This window comes from Vibrio sp. 2130-1, assembly GCF_033339515.1.
Genome location: NZ_JAWOUT010000017.1, coordinates 40400 through 57179, shown reverse-complemented (window position 1 = coordinate 57179; position 16780 = coordinate 40400). Strand labels below are relative to the sequence as shown.

Sequence of the window (16780 nt, the reverse complement as noted above, 5' to 3'; positions counted from 1 at the left end):
AAAAACGAAAAAGCCTGATGAACACATCAGGCTTTTTTGATTCTGAATTGCTAGAAAAGCTTATTCACCCGCCACTTTCATGCTATCCAGTAGGATAGAGCCCGTTTGGATTTGTGAGCGCGTTTCAATATCACTACCAACCGCCACAATCTTGGTGAACATGTCTTTTAGATTACCTGCGATGGTAATTTCTGATACTGGGTATTGGATTTCGCCATTCTCAACCCAGAAGCCTGCGGCACCGCGAGAGTAATCACCCGTTACCACGTTCACACCTTGTCCCATGACTTCTGTCACTAGAAGACCAGTACCGAGCTCTTTAAGCATTTGCTCGAAGTTTTGGCCTGTCGACTTCACGTACCAGTTATGAATCCCACCAGCGTGACCTGTCGGCGTCATCTTCATTTTACGTGCGGCATAACTGGTTAACAGATAAGTTGCTAGCACACCGTCGGTAATGATCTCACGGTCTTGAGTGTACACACCTTCACTATCGAATGGACTTGATGCCAAACCACGCAATACATGCGGACGTTCTGAGATATTGAACCATTCAGGAAGCACTTGTTTGCCTAGATGGTCAAGTAAGAAAGAAGATTTTCGGTACAGGTTACCACCGCTGATCGCCATAACGAGATGGCCAATCAAGCCTGTCGCAACATCAGCCGCAAACATGATTGGGTATTGACCTGTTTTTAGACGCTGCGCATCTAAGCGGTTAACCGTATTCTCTGCCGCCTTACGACCCACCGTTTCTGGGGTCCATAAGTCATCACGATGACGTGCCACGGTGTAGCTGTAATCACGTTCCATCTCGCCGTTTTGACCAACGCCAATTACACAACAGCTAGTACTATGGCGGCTAGACGCATAACTAGCTAATAAGCCATGGCTATTGCCATACACTTTCACGCCATAATGACTATCATAACTCGCGCCATCACTTTGCTTGATTGCTCTGTCATAACTTAGCGCTTCTTTCTCAGCGGCAATCGCCACATCGGCAGCATAGTCTGGATCGGGTGCGTCAGGGTGGAAAAGATCAAGCTCCGGGATCTCTTGCACCATGTATTCTTTTGCTGCAGGGCCTGCAAATGGGTCTTCAGATGTGTAATGTGCAATATCTAGCGCCGCTATAACGGTTTGCTCGATTGCCGCTTCACTTAAATCAGACGTGGAAGCACTGCCTTTGCGTTGACCTCGGTAAACGGTAATGCCCAGCGCACCATCGCTGTTGAACTCGACATTTTCTACTTCACCCATACGAGTTGAAACACTTAAACCAGTGCTTTTAGTAATTGCGACTTCGGCGGCGTCAGATTTTGCCGATGCAAGCTTTAAGGCTCTTGCGACGGCTTGCTCTAGCTCGGTACGTTGCTCAGCAACCTGCTGTTTAATATCCATTGTCTTTCACATCTTGTCTTTGATGAACAATAGGATAACAAGAATTTCGCTTTCTCCCCATGATTCTTGTTAAAATAGTCATAATATTAATCAAAACACAGGCAACTGAAATGGCACGTAAGAATCAAAAAGCGCCATGGGAACCAGAAGAAGAGATCATCTGGGTAAGTAAATCCGAGATGAAGCGAGACATGGAAGAACTGCAAAAGCTAGGTGAGGAGCTTGTCGGCCTCAAACCTTCAGTTCTAGAAAAGTTTCCATTGAGTGAAGATTTGCGAGAAGCAATTGCTGACGCGCAACGCTTTAAAAATGAAGCGCGTCGTCGCCAATTACAACGTATCGGTAAATTGATGCGTTACGAAGATCCAGAGCCAATCCAAGCCGCACTGGATAAAATTCGTAATAAGCACTCTCAATTAACGGCGGTATTCCACAAACTTGAAGCGTTGCGTGATCGCGTAGTGGAAGAAGGTGACAAAGCCATTGATGACGTAATGGAAATGTACCCAGAAGCGGATCGTCAGCGTCTACGCCAACTTGCTCGCCAAGCAGCGAAAGAGAAAAAAGCTGGGAAACCAGCAAAAGCGTACCGCGAAATCTTTCAGATCCTTAAAGGTCTAAACGAAGAAGAGTTTTAATTCGACGGCTCAAGCAATGAGCATTCGATTTAAACGCAAAAAGCAGACGTCAATGTCTGCTTTTTTTATCTTTGGTTTTACTGTCAGCGTTACACTAAGCGATTCACGCGGTCTCCGCGCTCGAAAGCGTTAATGTTCTCAATCAAGATTTCCGCTAAACGTTGGATAGATGAGTCGCTGCCCCATGCAACATGCGGTGTAAGTAACAAATTAGGTAAACTCATATTGGCAATCAGCGGATTGCTCTCATCAGCCGGTTCTTGTGTAAAAACATCAAAACCAGCCGCTGCAATTTCTTGCTGTTTTAAGGCATCCACCAGCGCGCTCTCATCCACCAAACCTCCACGCCCTGTATTAATCAAAATGGCGTTGGACTTCATTTGTTGCAACTCAGCTTGACCAATTAAATTCTGAGTACGATCGTTGAGCGGGCAATGCAAAGTCAGCGCATCGGAGCGTTTTAATACTTCCTCAAACGGCACATAACCTGGTCTACATTCTGCCGCCCCTTTACGCTCAGAAAACAACACGGTCATTCCTAACGCTTGAGCCAGATTCGCCGTCGCTTGCCCTAGTGCCCCACTACCAACAACACCTAACGTGCTACCACCAATATCCCCGATTGGGTGAGTAAAAAAACAAAACTGCTGGTTACGCTGCCACTCACCTGCGGCAATATCTTGGTGGTACCCAAATAAATTCCGTCTTAAAGCGAATAACATTGCCATCACGTGCTCGGGCACCGAACGCGTCGCGTAACCACGTACATTAGCAACCGCAATATCATGATTAGCACAGTAGTTCACATCGACGTTGTTAAAACCAGTTGCGGCAACCGCGATCATCCGTAATTTTGGTAGTTGCTCTAATACATGTTGGTCAAGCAGGACTTTATTGCTAATCACGATATCGGCATCTGCTAACCTTTCTATTACCTGCTCAGGCGCAGTTAGGTCGTACTCACGCCAGTGGTGCGGAAAGCCAGGTCGTGGGACCTCAATATGTTCTGGGATGGTCGCTCGGTCTAAAAATACGATGCTTGGCAAAGACATAACAACTCCTTGTTCACGGCTGAAAGACAGGATACATCAACCACAGTAACGAAATAGCCAAAAATAGCGAACTAGAAAGAACCGCTGTTGAGTGCAATTGGCATTAAGGGTGTGGCAACGTTTTATAATCAGGCAATGTACGCTCTGGCGAAAAATAGTTAAAGATCATCGCCTCGGCTTCAGAATAAAAGTCACAGGGTACAAAAATACTGCTCAGCTGATCCGTAGCTGGATGATAAAAACTTAGCTCCGCAGCGTGCAACTCTAAACGTTCTGAAAACTGATACGCCTCTTCGCTTGCATAAAACTCATCACCCACAATCGCATGACCAATCGCCATCAAATGCACGCGTAACTGATGCGATCGACCAGTAATGGGGAGTAACCGCACAACGGTTGTATGGGTGCCATCAGGGTGCACTTCACGCTTCACTACTTGGAATAAAGTTTGAGATGGTTTGCCGTCGTCAAAACATACTTTTTGTCGTGGACGATTTGGCCAATCACAAATTAATGGAAGATCAATATTCCCTTCTTGCGGCTCAACATGCCCCCAAACACGTGCGTAATACACCTTGTGAGTGAGGCGATATTGGAACTGCTTTTTTAATGCTCGCTCCGCGGGTTTGTTTTTCGCCAGCAACATCAACCCTGATGTCGACATATCCAAGCGATGCACAACTTGAATTTCTGGATGCAACTCTTTGAGGCGGCTCCACATGCTGTCGTAATGCTCTGCAAGGCGACCAGGGACAGACAGCAGCCCTGATGGCTTATTCACTGCCAGAATGTCGTCATCCTCAAAAACGATATCAACCCAAGGGTCGGTGGGAGGGGTATATTCAAGCATTGCCATGGGAGATCTCTACAAAATAAAAACGCCACGATTATATACCCAAATAGCACCCAGATGCAGGATTCTGAAGAAAAGTTCAACCCAATAAAACAAAGTCAATCCTTTAGCATAAAAACTAAAAATAGCACGTTGTAAATTTAGTTTGACAACAAGACGCATAACTGAATAGAGTGCTAGATGCACACAGCATGATATTCGCAAAGAATACTTAAAATAAATACACCAAAACACAGCATTTAAAAGACATTACCGTTGCGCAGTATAGGGCGTTCGCTCAGCTTGTCATGTACTGCGGTATGTATCTCTTTAGAAAGATACATAAGATAAAAAGGACAATAAGCAATGGACTCCGCCGTTATAGATAAACCCCAATCCAAACTTTCCTTATTTTTTCGTTCGCTAGGCCCCGGCATATTAATGGCATCTGCTGCGGTCGGTGGCTCTCACCTCGTGGCATCAACCAAGGCTGGTGCGATTTATGGTTGGCAATTGGCTGCACTGATTCTGCTCGTAAACCTGTTTAAATACCCTTTTTTCCGAGCGGGCGTACAGTACACCATGGGGACAGGGCTGACCTTGGTTGAGGGCTACGCGAAATTAGGTCGGCCTTATCTATGGCTATTTCTATTTCTGAGCGTGGTATCGGCCGTCATCAATACCGCCGCTTTGTTGATGTTTAGCGCTAGCTTGCTGGGCTACTTCATTCCGTTTTCACTATCAATGGCATCACTCAGCATCATTGTGATTGTCACCTGCCTGATCATATTATTTGCTGGCCATTACAAAGCGCTCGATACGCTATCTAAGGTGATCATGTCGGTGTTAACCATCGCGACTTTACTCGCTGTTTCTATCGCCTTTGGTAACCCTGTTGAGCAAGTAGCCAACTTCGAGCCGCCGTCACCTTGGTCTATTGCGGCTATTGGTTTTATCGTCGTGACAATGGGGTGGATGCCTGCACCGATAGAGATCTCCTGTTTAACCTCAGCGTGGCTAAAACGCCAATCAAGCCAGCAAGAAGTAACATACCGCTCTGCTCTATTTGACTTTAATGTCGGTTATATTGGCACGGCGTTTCTTGCCATTATCTTTGTATCGCTAGGCTCTTTGATGCTTTATGGTTCTGGCGTTGCGCTTGAAAGCTCTGGCGTTGGCTTCTCCCACCAATTGGTTGGCTTATATGCGGCAACGATTGGCGAATGGTCTCGTTACTTGATCGCGGTAATTGCGTTTTTCTGTATCTTTGGCAGCACGATTACCGTTATTGATGGCTATTCGCGCGTTATTTCGGATTCTCAACGCTTACTGCGCTCGCAACCAGACACTAACCCTAAAACCACTTCAGCGATCATGCTGGTAGTCTCCTTACTTGCATTGGGTATTGTGGTTTTCTGGGCTTCTGCGTTATTGCCTATGCTGAACTTTGCGATGATCCTCGCCTTTATGACCACGCCATTCTTTGCTCTGCTAAATTACACCTTAGTGAGCAAAACTGAGTTACCTGAGCCTTTGGCTGTTGGACCTAAACTAAAGTGGTTGTCGATTGCAGGCCTGATTTACTTGTTTGGCTTCTTGGCTGTATTTATCTGGTGGAAGTGGTTGATGTAAATGAGGTAGCTATCAGTGATTAATGCATTCCGCATAAAGAAACTAAACCGTAAATAAAGAAAAAGGTCTTCAACTGAAGACCTTTTTTAATGAGCAATAAATACTTACTTAGTTGTGGCTCACCACAATCAAACGCAGCGAGTCGAGCTGAACCTGAGCTTGGTTGATGTAACCAGTGAGCTCTTTAATTTGTGCGTCGATAGCTTCAATTTCTTCGTCACGAATATTTGGGTTCACCGCTTTCAGTGCTTGCAAACGCTCAAGTTCTGCATTCAAACTGTGCTGCATATCTTGATGAGCTTGTTTGCGTACTTCTTCAACCTTCTCTTCAATAAGAACATCACCGGCTTCAATTAAGCGGTGTACATCTTTCTGTACCGACGTAACCAACTTGCTACCTAAGTGACGGTTTACAGGGCTGAGCTGGCGGTTAAAGCTTTCAAACTCCACTTGAGCAGACAAATCATTACCACGCGAGTCCATCATTAAACGGATTGGCGTTTTCGGTAAGAAGCGCGCGATACCACTGCGTTTTGGCGCTTGCGCATCTACCGCGTAAATCAACTCAAGAAGAATAGTCCCGACTGGTAACGCTTTGTTTTTCAATAGAGATACCGCAGACGTCCCCACCCCTTCACTCATAAGAAGATCGATACCACCCTGGATCATTGGGTGTTCCCAACTGATAAAGTGCATATCTTCACGAGATAACGCTGTATCACGATCAAACGTGATCGTCGCTCCTTCGTATGGCAGACCTGGGTAGCTTGGCACCATCATGTGCTCAGATGGGGTCACAATCAGGGCGTTTTCACCTTTATCGTCTTGATTCAAGCCAATCGTGTCAAAAAGAGAAAGTGCGAAGGTGACCAGATTGGTATCGCCGTCGGTTGATTCAATTTTCTCAACGATTTGTTGTGCTTTTTCCCCGCCATTTGAATGCATTTCTAATAGGCGATCACGGCCTTGCTCCAATTGGGATTTCAGCTCTTTATTCATTTTTGCTGACGCTTCAATGATCTCATCTAGCGTGCTGGTATCACCAGAGGCAAGAATTTCAATCAGATCATCGGAGTACTTATCGTAAACAGCACGGCCTGTTGGGCAGGTTTCCGCAAAAGCGTTCAGGCCTTCATCGAACCAACGTGCTAGGATCGCTTGCGATGTGCCTTTCAGGTAAGGAACATGAATGTCGATATCGCGATTTTGACCGATACGGTCCAAACGACCAATACGTTGCTCAAGCAAGTCTGGGTTGAATGGCAAGTCGAACATGACAAGTTGGTTGGCAAACTGGAAGTTACGACCTTCAGAGCCGATTTCGCTACAGATAAGAACTTGTGCTCCACCTTCTTCTTGCGCAAAGTAAGCCGCCGCTTTGTCACGTTCAAGAATCGACATACCTTCGTGGAAAACGGTGGCGCGGATACCTTCACGCTCACGCAGTGCTTGTTCCAATTGCAGTGCGGTACTCGCACGAGAAGCAATCACGAGGATTTTCTCGCTGCGCTTCTCTTTTACTTTTTCAAGCAACCAATTCACACGCGAGTCAAACTGCCACCAGCTCGCGTCATCGCCTTCAAATTCTTGGAAAATTTCTTCCGGGTAAAGGTTCTTCATCGCACGTGCTTCAGAACTCATCTTACCGCCAATCATCCCAGCAACACGCATTGATGTAGTGTATTGCGGTGGAATATCCATTGGCATCAGATGCACGTTACGCTTAGGGAAGCCTTTGATGGCCGCGCGCGTGTTACGGAACAGAACACGCCCTGTACCATGACGATCCATCAAGTTATCGATCAGCTCTTGGCGTGCCGACGCTTTAGCTTCTTCGTCCGCTTCACTTTCGATAATGCGGAAAAGTGGTTCTACGTCTTGTTCAGACAATAACTCAGTGATCTGGTTTTTTGCTTCATTAGGTAGCTTTTCACCGGAAAAGAGTGAAGTAATCGCATCTGCTACGGGCGCGTATTGCTCTTCTTCCTCAACGAATGCTTCGTAATCATAGAAGCGGTCTGGGTCCAATAAACGCAGACGAGCAAAGTGACTCTCACGACCAAGCTGCTCTGGCGTTGCAGTCAGTAGCAACACACCTGGAGTACGTTCAGCCAAGCCTTCTACCACTTGGTATTCACGGCTCGGTTTATCTTGGCTCCATTCAAGGTGATGCGCTTCATCGACAACCAGTAGGTCCCATTCACCTTCCAGTGCTTGTTCAAAACGCTTGCGGCTCTTGCGTAGGAAATCCAAAGAACACAGCACATATTGCTGAGTATCAAATGGGTTTTCTGCATCCGCAAAAGCTTCGATACAGCGCTCTTCGTCAAAGATAGAGAAATGCAGATTGAAACGACGCATCATCTCAACCAGCCATTGATGCTGCAGTGTTTCAGGCACCACAATCAAAATGCGTTCGGCACGACCAGACAGAACTTGTTGGTGGATGATCATGCCCGCTTCGATGGTTTTACCCAAACCTACCTCATCCGCCAACAAGACGCGTGGCGCGTGACGACGGCCAACTTCGTGCGCGATGTAAAGCTGATGAGGGATCAAACCTGCACGCATACCACATAGGCCACGCATTGGGCTCTTATGCTGCTCAAACTGGTTGGTTAGCGCACGGTAACGCAGAACAAAGTTGTCCATACGGTCGATTTGACCGGCGTACAACTTATCTTGAGGTTTGTTAAAACGAATTTGGTTGCTAAGGAAAATCTCACGCAGAACAACAGCGGTTTCTTGCGTGTCTTCACGAGTACCGAAATAGGTGTAAAGACCTTCATCTTCCAGTACTTCTTCTACTTTTAGAGACCAACCTTCTTGGCAATCGATGACATCCCCAACATTAAAGGTGACTCGGGTAACAGGTGCATCGTTACGTGCGTAAACTCGGTTTTCCTCTGACGCTGCAAACATCAATGTCACAGTACGAGCATCCATTGCTACAACGGTACCTAAACCTAAATCGCTTTCCGTATCGCTAATCCAGCGCTGCCCCAAAGCAAATGTCATGAATTGACTACCTCGTTATTAGTTCTTGATTCGTATTTCTTGTTGGTCTACTCATGCCCGTGGGCATGGATAATAGTTTAGATCTGATTCTGGCTTCTGCTATGCCGATAGCATTCGTCATTTCAGTATGAACTGAGTATTTTTTAAGCCAGCTCAACATGATAAATCGGACGTAGCCTATACGCAGAAAAAGGTCGCTAATCTTACTTGAAGCTGTGATTTAGGTCACGCCGAAACCGCACCAAGCAGAAACTTTTTTTCCCAAACTCTAAATGCAATCAAATTGTAAAATACTCATGCCAATTATTAAGTTGTAGAACGTAAATATTACGTATACTTCTAATGAGGGGCGTTTAAAACCATTGCATATGATTTAAGCGCGTTAGTACACGATTAGGATCAACACGGGTTTGCAGTAAGTTGTCTTGCTACTCGGTTGCACACTAGCCGACATCAGCCCGACAACCTCTATTGCAAGCAATCAGAGTTAGGTCACTTCACACCTATTTGGAAACGACCTAACAACTCGCATGCAGAGCCGTACTACGGCAAGGAGACGCTATGGGCGATACCGATCGGAAACTGTTTGTACTCGATACCAACATTCTTCTTCATGAACCCTTTGCCATCTTCTCTTTCCAAGAACACGATGTCGTTATCCCCATGACCGTGTTGGAAGAACTCGACCGAATCAAAGACAGTAAGCGCGACGTTGCAAGAGATGCGCGCGTGGCTATTCGCACCTTGGAAGATTTGTTTAAAGAAGCAACGCCAGATGAAATCTCTGAAGGCATTCCTGTTTCTAAAGACAACCCCGACCAAGGTACCATTTCCATTTTGGCGGATTTTGAACTGCAGGAAACCGTCAAAGCCTTCGCCGACAAAGCCGGTGACAACCGTATTCTCAACGCGGTGCTTTATCTGCAAAATAAACGTGCACCACGTGAAGTGGTACTGATCACGAAAGACATCAACATGCGTCTGCGAGCCAAAGGGGCTGGTGTACGCTTTGTTGAGGACTATAGAACCGACCAACTGATTGACGACATTCAATACCTAACCAAAGGCTTTCAATTGCGTGAAGGTGATTTCTGGAGCGGTATTGAGGAAGTAGAAAGCTATGCACTGGGCGGAAAAACTTACCACAAACTCAGTCGCGAACCCTTCGACCCAACCTTTATCAACCAATACGTTATTGATGAAGACAGTGACTTTGCTGGTCGCGTAGAAACCATCAATGAAGACAAGCTAACGCTTCTCGACCTGAGCCGCGAACGTCTAATGCATCGTAAGGCTTGGGACATCACACCTAAAAATATCTACCAGGGAATGGCGTTAGATGCCTTACTCGATCCAGAAATTGACTTGGTGATTCTAACGGGTGCGGCGGGTAGTGGTAAGACATTACTGGCAATGGCAGCAGCATTGGAGCAAACCATTGAAAAAAGCATGTTCGATAAAATTATCGTAACACGTAACACGCCAGATATCGGTGAATCCATCGGCTTCTTACCCGGCTCCGAAGAGGAGAAAATGATGCCGTGGTTAGCGGCGGTGACCGATACCTTGGAAGCGCTACATAAACACGATCACTGCACTGAAGGCTCATTGAAGTACATCTGCGATAAAGCCAACATTCAATTTAAATCGATCAACTTTATGCGTGGCCGTTCAATTCAAAATGCGTTTGTACTGCTTGATGAGTGTCAAAACCTCACTGCATCACAAATCAAAACCATCATTACCCGCTGTGGTGAAGGAACCAAAATCGTCTGCTCCGGTAACTTGGCGCAGATTGACTCCCATTACCTCACCCCAGTGACCTCTGGTTTGACCTACATGGTTGAACGCTTCAAGAACTTTGAAGGCAGCGCGAATATTCACCTCAACGGCGTGGTTCGTAGCCGCTTGGCGGAATTTGCTGAAGAAAACCTGTAATTGACACCGACTCACAAAGCAAAAGAGCGCTCTAATGAGCGCTCTTTTTATAACGATTCAACTGAGTTACTCAGTGCCACCTACTGTCAGTGAGTCCAGTTTCAAGGTCGGCTGACCAACCCCAACTGGCACACTTTGACCTGCTTTACCACATACGCCAACGCCCTTGTCGATACTTAGGTCGTTACCGACCATAGAGACTTGCTGCATTGCTTCGATACCTGATCCAATCAACGTCGCACCTTTAACAGGGCGCGTAATTTTACCGTTTTCAATCAAGTATGCTTCGGATGCAGAGAACACAAACTTACCCGAAGTAATGTCCACCTGACCGCCACCAAAGTTTGGCGCATACAACCCTTTCTCGACCGTCGAGATTATTTCTTCTGGCGTATGTTCACCTGGTAGCATGTAGGTGTTGGTCATACGCGGCATTGGTAAATGTGCATAAGACTCACGACGACCGTTACCTGTTGGGTTCACACCCATTAACCGCGCGTTTAGCTTGTCTTGCATGTAACCTTTCAGCACACCATTTTCGATAAGCGTGTTGTACTGGCCGTTTACCCCTTCATCATCCACATTCAGTGAACCACGAAGGTCTTTTAACGTGCCATCATCGACGATGGTACACAGCGAAGACGTCACTTGTTGACCCATTCTGCCAGAGAAAACCGAAGATTCCTTCCGGTTAAAATCACCTTCTAGGCCATGACCTACCGCTTCGTGTAGCAACACGCCAGGCCAGCCAGAACCCAATACCACTGGCATCATGCCAGCTGGTGCTGCTTCTGCTTCAAGGTTGATTAACGCCATGCGAATCGCTTCGTCTGCGTAATGAAAAGCTTGTTTCACACCATTGCTTTCCGTTAAAAAGAAATCGTAACCGAAACGGCCGCCGCCACCAGCGCTACCGCGTTCACGTCGTTCACCTTTTTGTGCGAGCACGCTAATAGACAAACGCACCAAAGGACGAATATCGCCTGCATAAGTACCGTCTGTTGCCGCAACAAGCATCTGCTCATGCACACCGCTGATGCTGATCGAGACCTCTTTAATCAATGGTTCTTTAGTGCGGATGTAAGCATCTAGAGATTTGAGCAATTCTGTTTTTTGCTGCTTTTCCCATTCAGCTAGTGGATTCACAGCGGCGTAGTACGCTTGGTTTTCGGTGCGTTTAAACGCTTGGACTTTACCATTCTGCCCTTGCTGAGCAATACCGCGCGCCGCCATTGCACTCTGCTTCAGGCCTTCAGGCTGGATTTGATCAGAGTAGGCAAAGCCGGTTTTCTCGCCAGTTACTGCACGGACACCAACACCACAATCAATGTTAAAAGAGCCATCTTTGATGATGCTGTCTTCTAGAACCAGAGACTCATGCCAGCTGGACTGAAAGTAAATGTCCGCATAATCGATCTGGCGCGTCGCAATGCTGGCAAGCGTGTCAGCAATGTCTTGTTCTGTCAGACCATTTGGGGCAAGGAGTGCCTGTTCTATTTGGTTTGTGCTCATAGTTAGCTCTTTTATTTCCGTCTCAATTCATTTTGAAAGCGACTGTGTTGAGTCAGCGGCATATTCTGCCTTACTTGCTGGGTTTGTGACAAATCTATCTCTGCCACCAGCAACCCCATTTGGTCTTGAAGTTGTTTGTGAATGCGTCCCCAAGGGTCAATCACCATGGAATGCCCCCACGTTTTACGACCGCAAGGGTGTGTTCCCGTTTGTCCACTGGCTAAAATCCAACATTGCGTTTCAATTGCTCGAGCTCGCAGCAACACTTCCCAGTGAGCTTGCCCAGTAACCGCAGTAAACGCGGCGGGAACAACAATGACATCCGCCCCCGCTAAACGCAGTGCTTTGTACAATTCGGGGAAACGAACGTCGTAACAAATGCTCAATCCGACGCTGCCGATATCCGTTTCTGCCACCACAATTTGGTTGCCCGCGGTGAAAGTATCTGACTCTCGGTAGCTGCCATGGCCATCTTCTACATCGACATCAAACATATGCAGCTTGTCATAATGGGCAATGCATTTTCCGTGAGGAGGTAAAACGAGCGTCGTCGTTGTCACACCACGCGCGGTTTGAATCGGCATGCTACCAACGACAAGCGTCAGTTGATGACTCTTCGCGATATTGGCTAAACGCTCTTGAATAACACCGCTACCTAACGGCTCTGCATGTTGATGGTACTCTTCTCGACTGGCAAACAACACCGCATTTTCCGGTGTGAGCACCAGCTTCACTCCTTGATTGGCCGCCAAAGTACATTGCTGGTCAATAAAGTCCAAATTCGCCTGAATATCAGGCCCCGAAGTCATTTGAATGATGCCAACACGTTCCATGTGTTCTCTTCCTTCTACCACTTAGTCGGGCGATCTATTTAGCCTGCTCACGCAGTTTTTCTGGCAGCTTGTATTCGCCTTTACTACGTGAAATCTCTTTTACGGTTGGTGAATCTAACGGGCCTTTGACCTCGTAATTCACTTGGGTGAACACCTCTACAACAGGAGAAATCACCGTGGAAATCGCCAGCACGTACAGAGCGGTTTGAGGGGCTACCGCAAACGCCGTCAACATTGGTAACCCTGACGTAATATCCGGCGTAAACTTCACTTCCGCATCCACCATTCTGCTGGTCATGTTTGCAATACCACGAATTTGCATTTCCCCTGCTAACGCATCCATTACGATATCATTGGTGATAAACACACCGTCTTGGATTTTGCCCGTTCCCGTGATCGAGTTGAATGCCATGCCTTTATCGAATACATCGGTAAAGTCGAGCTGCATCTTACGGATGATAGAATCCAAGCTGAACAACCCTAACAAGCGTGCCGCACCACTAACTTCACTGATCACGCCTTTACCAAATTCCGTTGAGACGTTTCCTTGCAAGGTTTGTGTCTTCATTGACCAAGGTGCGCCGTCCCATTCCATATTGGCATTGATCTCAAATGGTGCTTGTTGAATGCCTGATGTAATACCAAAGCGCTCCATAAGATCGGTGTTGTTATCACCTTTCATTTTCATGGTTAAGTTGGAATGGCTACTCTCTTTCGTCAGGTCCCACCAACCACTCATATCAATGCGGTTTTTGCCGCTACTAAAGGTGATATTTTTCCACTCCAAGCGGTTCTCGCGACGCTGCAAATCAACATTCACTTTGCCCACTTTGTAGCCTTGCAGCCAAAAATCATCAATATTCAAAGTTAAGTTTGGCATCTCAGCGTGAAACTTGCGGTCAAAATTGGTAATCAAAGGTGCGTTTTGATCTTCACTCGCAAAGATTGAACTGCGCTCTTTGGTCATCTCTTCAAACCCTGGGATATACAGATGCAAGTGCTCTAAAGAGACCGATAGATCATAGGGTTTCAGATAGTTAGCTTTCCCTTTAACCTCTTGACTGTCCACATCGAGTTGCCAACTCAAATTTTTCTTGCTTGCTGAAAAATCCACATCATGAAACTCAATCCCACCGAGCTGTAAGTTTGGCGTTTCAACTTCAATGCGTGTCGGCAATGGAATGGTCGGCGTTTTCATGCTTGCCAAAACAGACGATGAAGGCTTGCTCTCAGAGACCTGCGCAAGCTCCGCCCATTGGTCTAAATTCAGTTCTTCGACACGCACCGAAGCATCGTACCCGACAATAGGACTAATCCGGAAGCCACCTTTGCCAACCATTAAATGAGTCGCAGTCAGAACCGGGACATCGCCAGCGATATCTATCTCAGTTTGATACTTCACATTTGGGATCTGTAGTCGTGCTGAAATACTCTCTTGGTTGCCGGATGCTTGCAGTTTCGCTTGCCCAGACTCACCAATTTTTTTCGCTAAAGGATAAGGATATTGACTAGCCAGACGATTTAGCTGCGCCAGCACTTCAAGCTGATAAGTGAAACCAACATCATTGAGTTGCAAGTCAATATCCATTTGCCACGGCGCATGGCCAGAAACAAGGTTTAACCAACGCTCACCGACATAGGGTTTGAGCGGCTCGACATCCCAATCTCCTAGTGTATTAATTGTCACGTTGTAGCCTTGCTCCGCACTCTCTCCATGGAAATCAAGAGAGATAGGCTGTTGTAATAATTCGGCCGACAAACCCGATGTGGTAACCACATCATTGTCGAAGGTGATACGTCCTGTGGCGTTTTCAAGCGTCATTGGCGGCGCTTCAATATCAACACGATTTTCTGTTAAATCGGCATAACCCCAAGCGCGAGAGTCTTTCTCAAAATCAAACGGTATGTTGAGTTGAAACTCAGAGTAAACGGGCCCACTCACTTGCAGCGCTGTCAATGCGGCACCGACTGAATCCACTAATGGCGTCGCCATCATGTAGTCACGGACTTCATTACCCGGCGCGCTTGCTTTCGCTTCAATCTCGATGTGTCCACCTTCTGCCAACTCAGGGATTCGCCCAGTGATACGCTTGGCATGAACGCCATTTAGTGTGGCTGATTTTGAATCCAAATACATGGCATCATTTTCAAACAGCAAGTCTAGCTGCAAATCCGTGATGGTTGGCCATGCCGTATCAAAGCTAAATTTCGCGTCTTTTAATCCAACCCAAGCTTGGAACATGCCATTATGTTCTTTGTAAGGAAAATCACCTAACTCGCCATACCACAACAATTTCGCTGTGTTCACTTTACCGCCCTGAATCGCGGTCGAAAGATAGTCGGTCAAGTCTTGTCCAAGTGCCAGAGTCGGTAGATAGCGCCATGTCTCACCCGCGTTGTAGAGATCCGCTTCGGCATAGAACGATAAAAATGGGCTTTGTTCTTTTGGAAAATCAAGACGGAATGCCCCCAAGACTTGAAGATCAGGCGTTGCTGCCGTCACTTTATCCGCCCACAAACGCCAACCCGCATCATCTTGCTGCCAGATAATATCGACTTCACCTTGTTTGATATTCAGCGGAGCTTGGAATACATCGCCGTACGGAAAGACATCATCAATGACGGTGACTTTTGCTTTAGCTTGATTCACATCCCCCGATACGCTGCCCTGTACGTGATGAAACCCGGGTAGGAGCTCCCATTGTGTCATCGCGAGTTCATCCAGTTCAGCCGAGTAGCGTAAGGTGTCTAAACCACCGTTCATTGACAATCGGACATCTTCGACCCGACCTTTCGGTGCTAGTTTGTTAATAAGGTCACTGGTCGACTCTGACTCTGGAGCCAGCTTGATGAGCGGAATGAGTGCTTCTATGTCGAGTTGAGAGAGATTAAGCATCCAGCCGTTTGGTTGCCAATCAAACGCGACGTCTAGCTCTGGCCAAGGGGTATTATCGGTTCTGATCTGAAGTGAGTGACCATTTACTTTCCAGCCTTGTTTATCTGGTCGAAGATTGAAAATTCCAGACTCAATAAACAGCTCATGATGTCCATCTTCATTCCACACCAACTCGGAAGGCAGTAATTCAACATAAGCATCATGCGGTTGGCTATGTTTGAGCGTTAGCCAAGTATTTAAGCTGACTTTACCCGACTCTGCTCCTGACTCTTCTTGCATGTAAGTGGTCAGCCAAGGTGTGACCGAGACATCTTGAGCACTCACATAAAACTCACCAGATACATCACGCAACGAGCCATGATCTTTAAAGTTAGCGCTTACCAACAATGAATTCAGACGAACATCGGCAATGCTAACCGTGCCTTCGGCTACGTGACGTTTCCCTTGATTGCTCCAACGAAGCTGCTCAATATCTAAACGGCGAGTTTCACCTGACACAGACTTATACCAAATCCGTGAATCGCTAATAGTGAAGTCTTCGAACTGACGTAAAAGAAGTGAGTCGAGTTGGTCAATGAGTTTCACTTCGCTCTTATCCACTTCAGGCTTCGGTTCTTGACGATGAGAAGTCGGCAGAATGTCTACCGTGTGAATGTCTAAAGCGAGGTTATGAATGGTAAGGTCTGCAACTACAGGTTTAAGTTGAAAAAGAGATTGAATAAGGTCGAACTCAATTTGGACTTCTTCAACAGCGAAGCGTGCATCTTGCACGTTTGGTAGATTTGCCTCTAAACCCAGTAACGCAATTGAGGGATGATTATTGCGCCACGTCCCTGCGACATTAGCAATAGAAACGTCAAAACCTGTGCCTTGTTTGACCCAGGTTTTGATCTCATCTTGGAAATGGTTAAGTTGCGGCAGTGTGACGCGAAGCGTGGTTACTAATATGGCTAATAACACCAATACAGTAACTAAACTCCACGCACAAAAACGCCCAAAACGGTTAACACCAGAATTCACAAATG

Annotated in this window: 10 protein-coding genes; 3 read left to right on the top strand and 7 right to left on the bottom strand. The window is 46.6% G+C overall.

Annotated features, from left to right (window positions below; genetic code table 11):
- Positions 1-60: 60 nt before the first annotated feature.
- Positions 61-1404 carry a metalloprotease PmbA gene (pmbA, locus tag R7Q09_RS20410; RefSeq protein ID WP_238843935.1) on the bottom strand — a complete coding sequence of 448 codons (1344 nt, stop codon included), beginning with the start codon at positions 1402-1404 and terminating at the stop codon, positions 61-63.
- 110 nt (positions 1405-1514) lie between these two features.
- On the opposite strand from pmbA, the gene yjgA reads away from it, so the two are divergent.
- On the top strand, positions 1515-2042 hold the full coding sequence (gene yjgA / locus R7Q09_RS20405) for a ribosome biogenesis factor YjgA (protein WP_005381124.1): 528 nt from the start codon (positions 1515-1517) through the stop codon (positions 2040-2042).
- Between the two features lie 89 nt (positions 2043-2131).
- Here the strand turns inward: yjgA and R7Q09_RS20400 are convergent, their stop codons facing one another.
- Positions 2132-3094, bottom strand: coding sequence for a D-2-hydroxyacid dehydrogenase (locus R7Q09_RS20400; RefSeq protein ID WP_151514342.1), 963 nt, complete (start codon positions 3092-3094; stop codon positions 2132-2134).
- 103 nt (positions 3095-3197) lie between these two features.
- On the bottom strand, positions 3198-3950 hold the full coding sequence (gene rluA, locus R7Q09_RS20395) for a bifunctional tRNA pseudouridine(32) synthase/23S rRNA pseudouridine(746) synthase RluA (RefSeq protein WP_042523486.1): 753 nt from the start codon (positions 3948-3950) through the stop codon (positions 3198-3200).
- A gap of 342 nt (positions 3951-4292) precedes the next feature.
- On the opposite strand from rluA, the gene R7Q09_RS20390 reads away from it, so the two are divergent.
- The gene (locus R7Q09_RS20390) at positions 4293-5558 is read left to right on the top strand and encodes an NRAMP family divalent metal transporter (protein ID WP_005381130.1); all 1266 of its coding nucleotides are present in this window, start codon (positions 4293-4295) and stop codon (positions 5556-5558) included.
- Positions 5559-5666: 108 nt separating this feature from the next.
- Here R7Q09_RS20390 and rapA read toward each other — a convergent pair whose 3' ends face one another.
- The gene (gene rapA / locus R7Q09_RS20385) at positions 5667-8576 is read right to left on the bottom strand and encodes an RNA polymerase-associated protein RapA (protein ID WP_005381132.1); all 2910 of its coding nucleotides are present in this window, start codon (positions 8574-8576) and stop codon (positions 5667-5669) included.
- A gap of 561 nt (positions 8577-9137) precedes the next feature.
- Here rapA and R7Q09_RS20380 point away from each other — a divergent pair.
- Complete coding sequence (locus R7Q09_RS20380; protein ID WP_005381133.1) at positions 9138-10514, top strand: PhoH family protein; 1377 nt, start codon at positions 9138-9140, stop codon at positions 10512-10514.
- Positions 10515-10580: 66 nt separating this feature from the next.
- Here R7Q09_RS20380 and tldD read toward each other — a convergent pair whose 3' ends face one another.
- Genes tldD through R7Q09_RS20365 form a run of 3 tightly spaced genes read right to left on the bottom strand, consistent with a single transcriptional unit; the run spans position 10581 to position 16775 of the window.
- Complete coding sequence (gene tldD, locus R7Q09_RS20375; RefSeq protein WP_258473713.1) at positions 10581-12026, bottom strand: metalloprotease TldD; 1446 nt, start codon at positions 12024-12026, stop codon at positions 10581-10583.
- An 11-nt stretch (positions 12027-12037) separates the two neighbouring features.
- Positions 12038-12859, bottom strand: coding sequence for a carbon-nitrogen hydrolase family protein (locus tag R7Q09_RS20370; protein ID WP_318071111.1), 822 nt, complete (start codon positions 12857-12859; stop codon positions 12038-12040).
- A 34-nt stretch (positions 12860-12893) separates the two neighbouring features.
- The gene (locus tag R7Q09_RS20365) at positions 12894-16775 is read right to left on the bottom strand and encodes a YhdP family protein (protein ID WP_318071112.1); all 3882 of its coding nucleotides are present in this window, start codon (positions 16773-16775) and stop codon (positions 12894-12896) included.
- Positions 16776-16780: the final 5 nt, after the last annotated feature.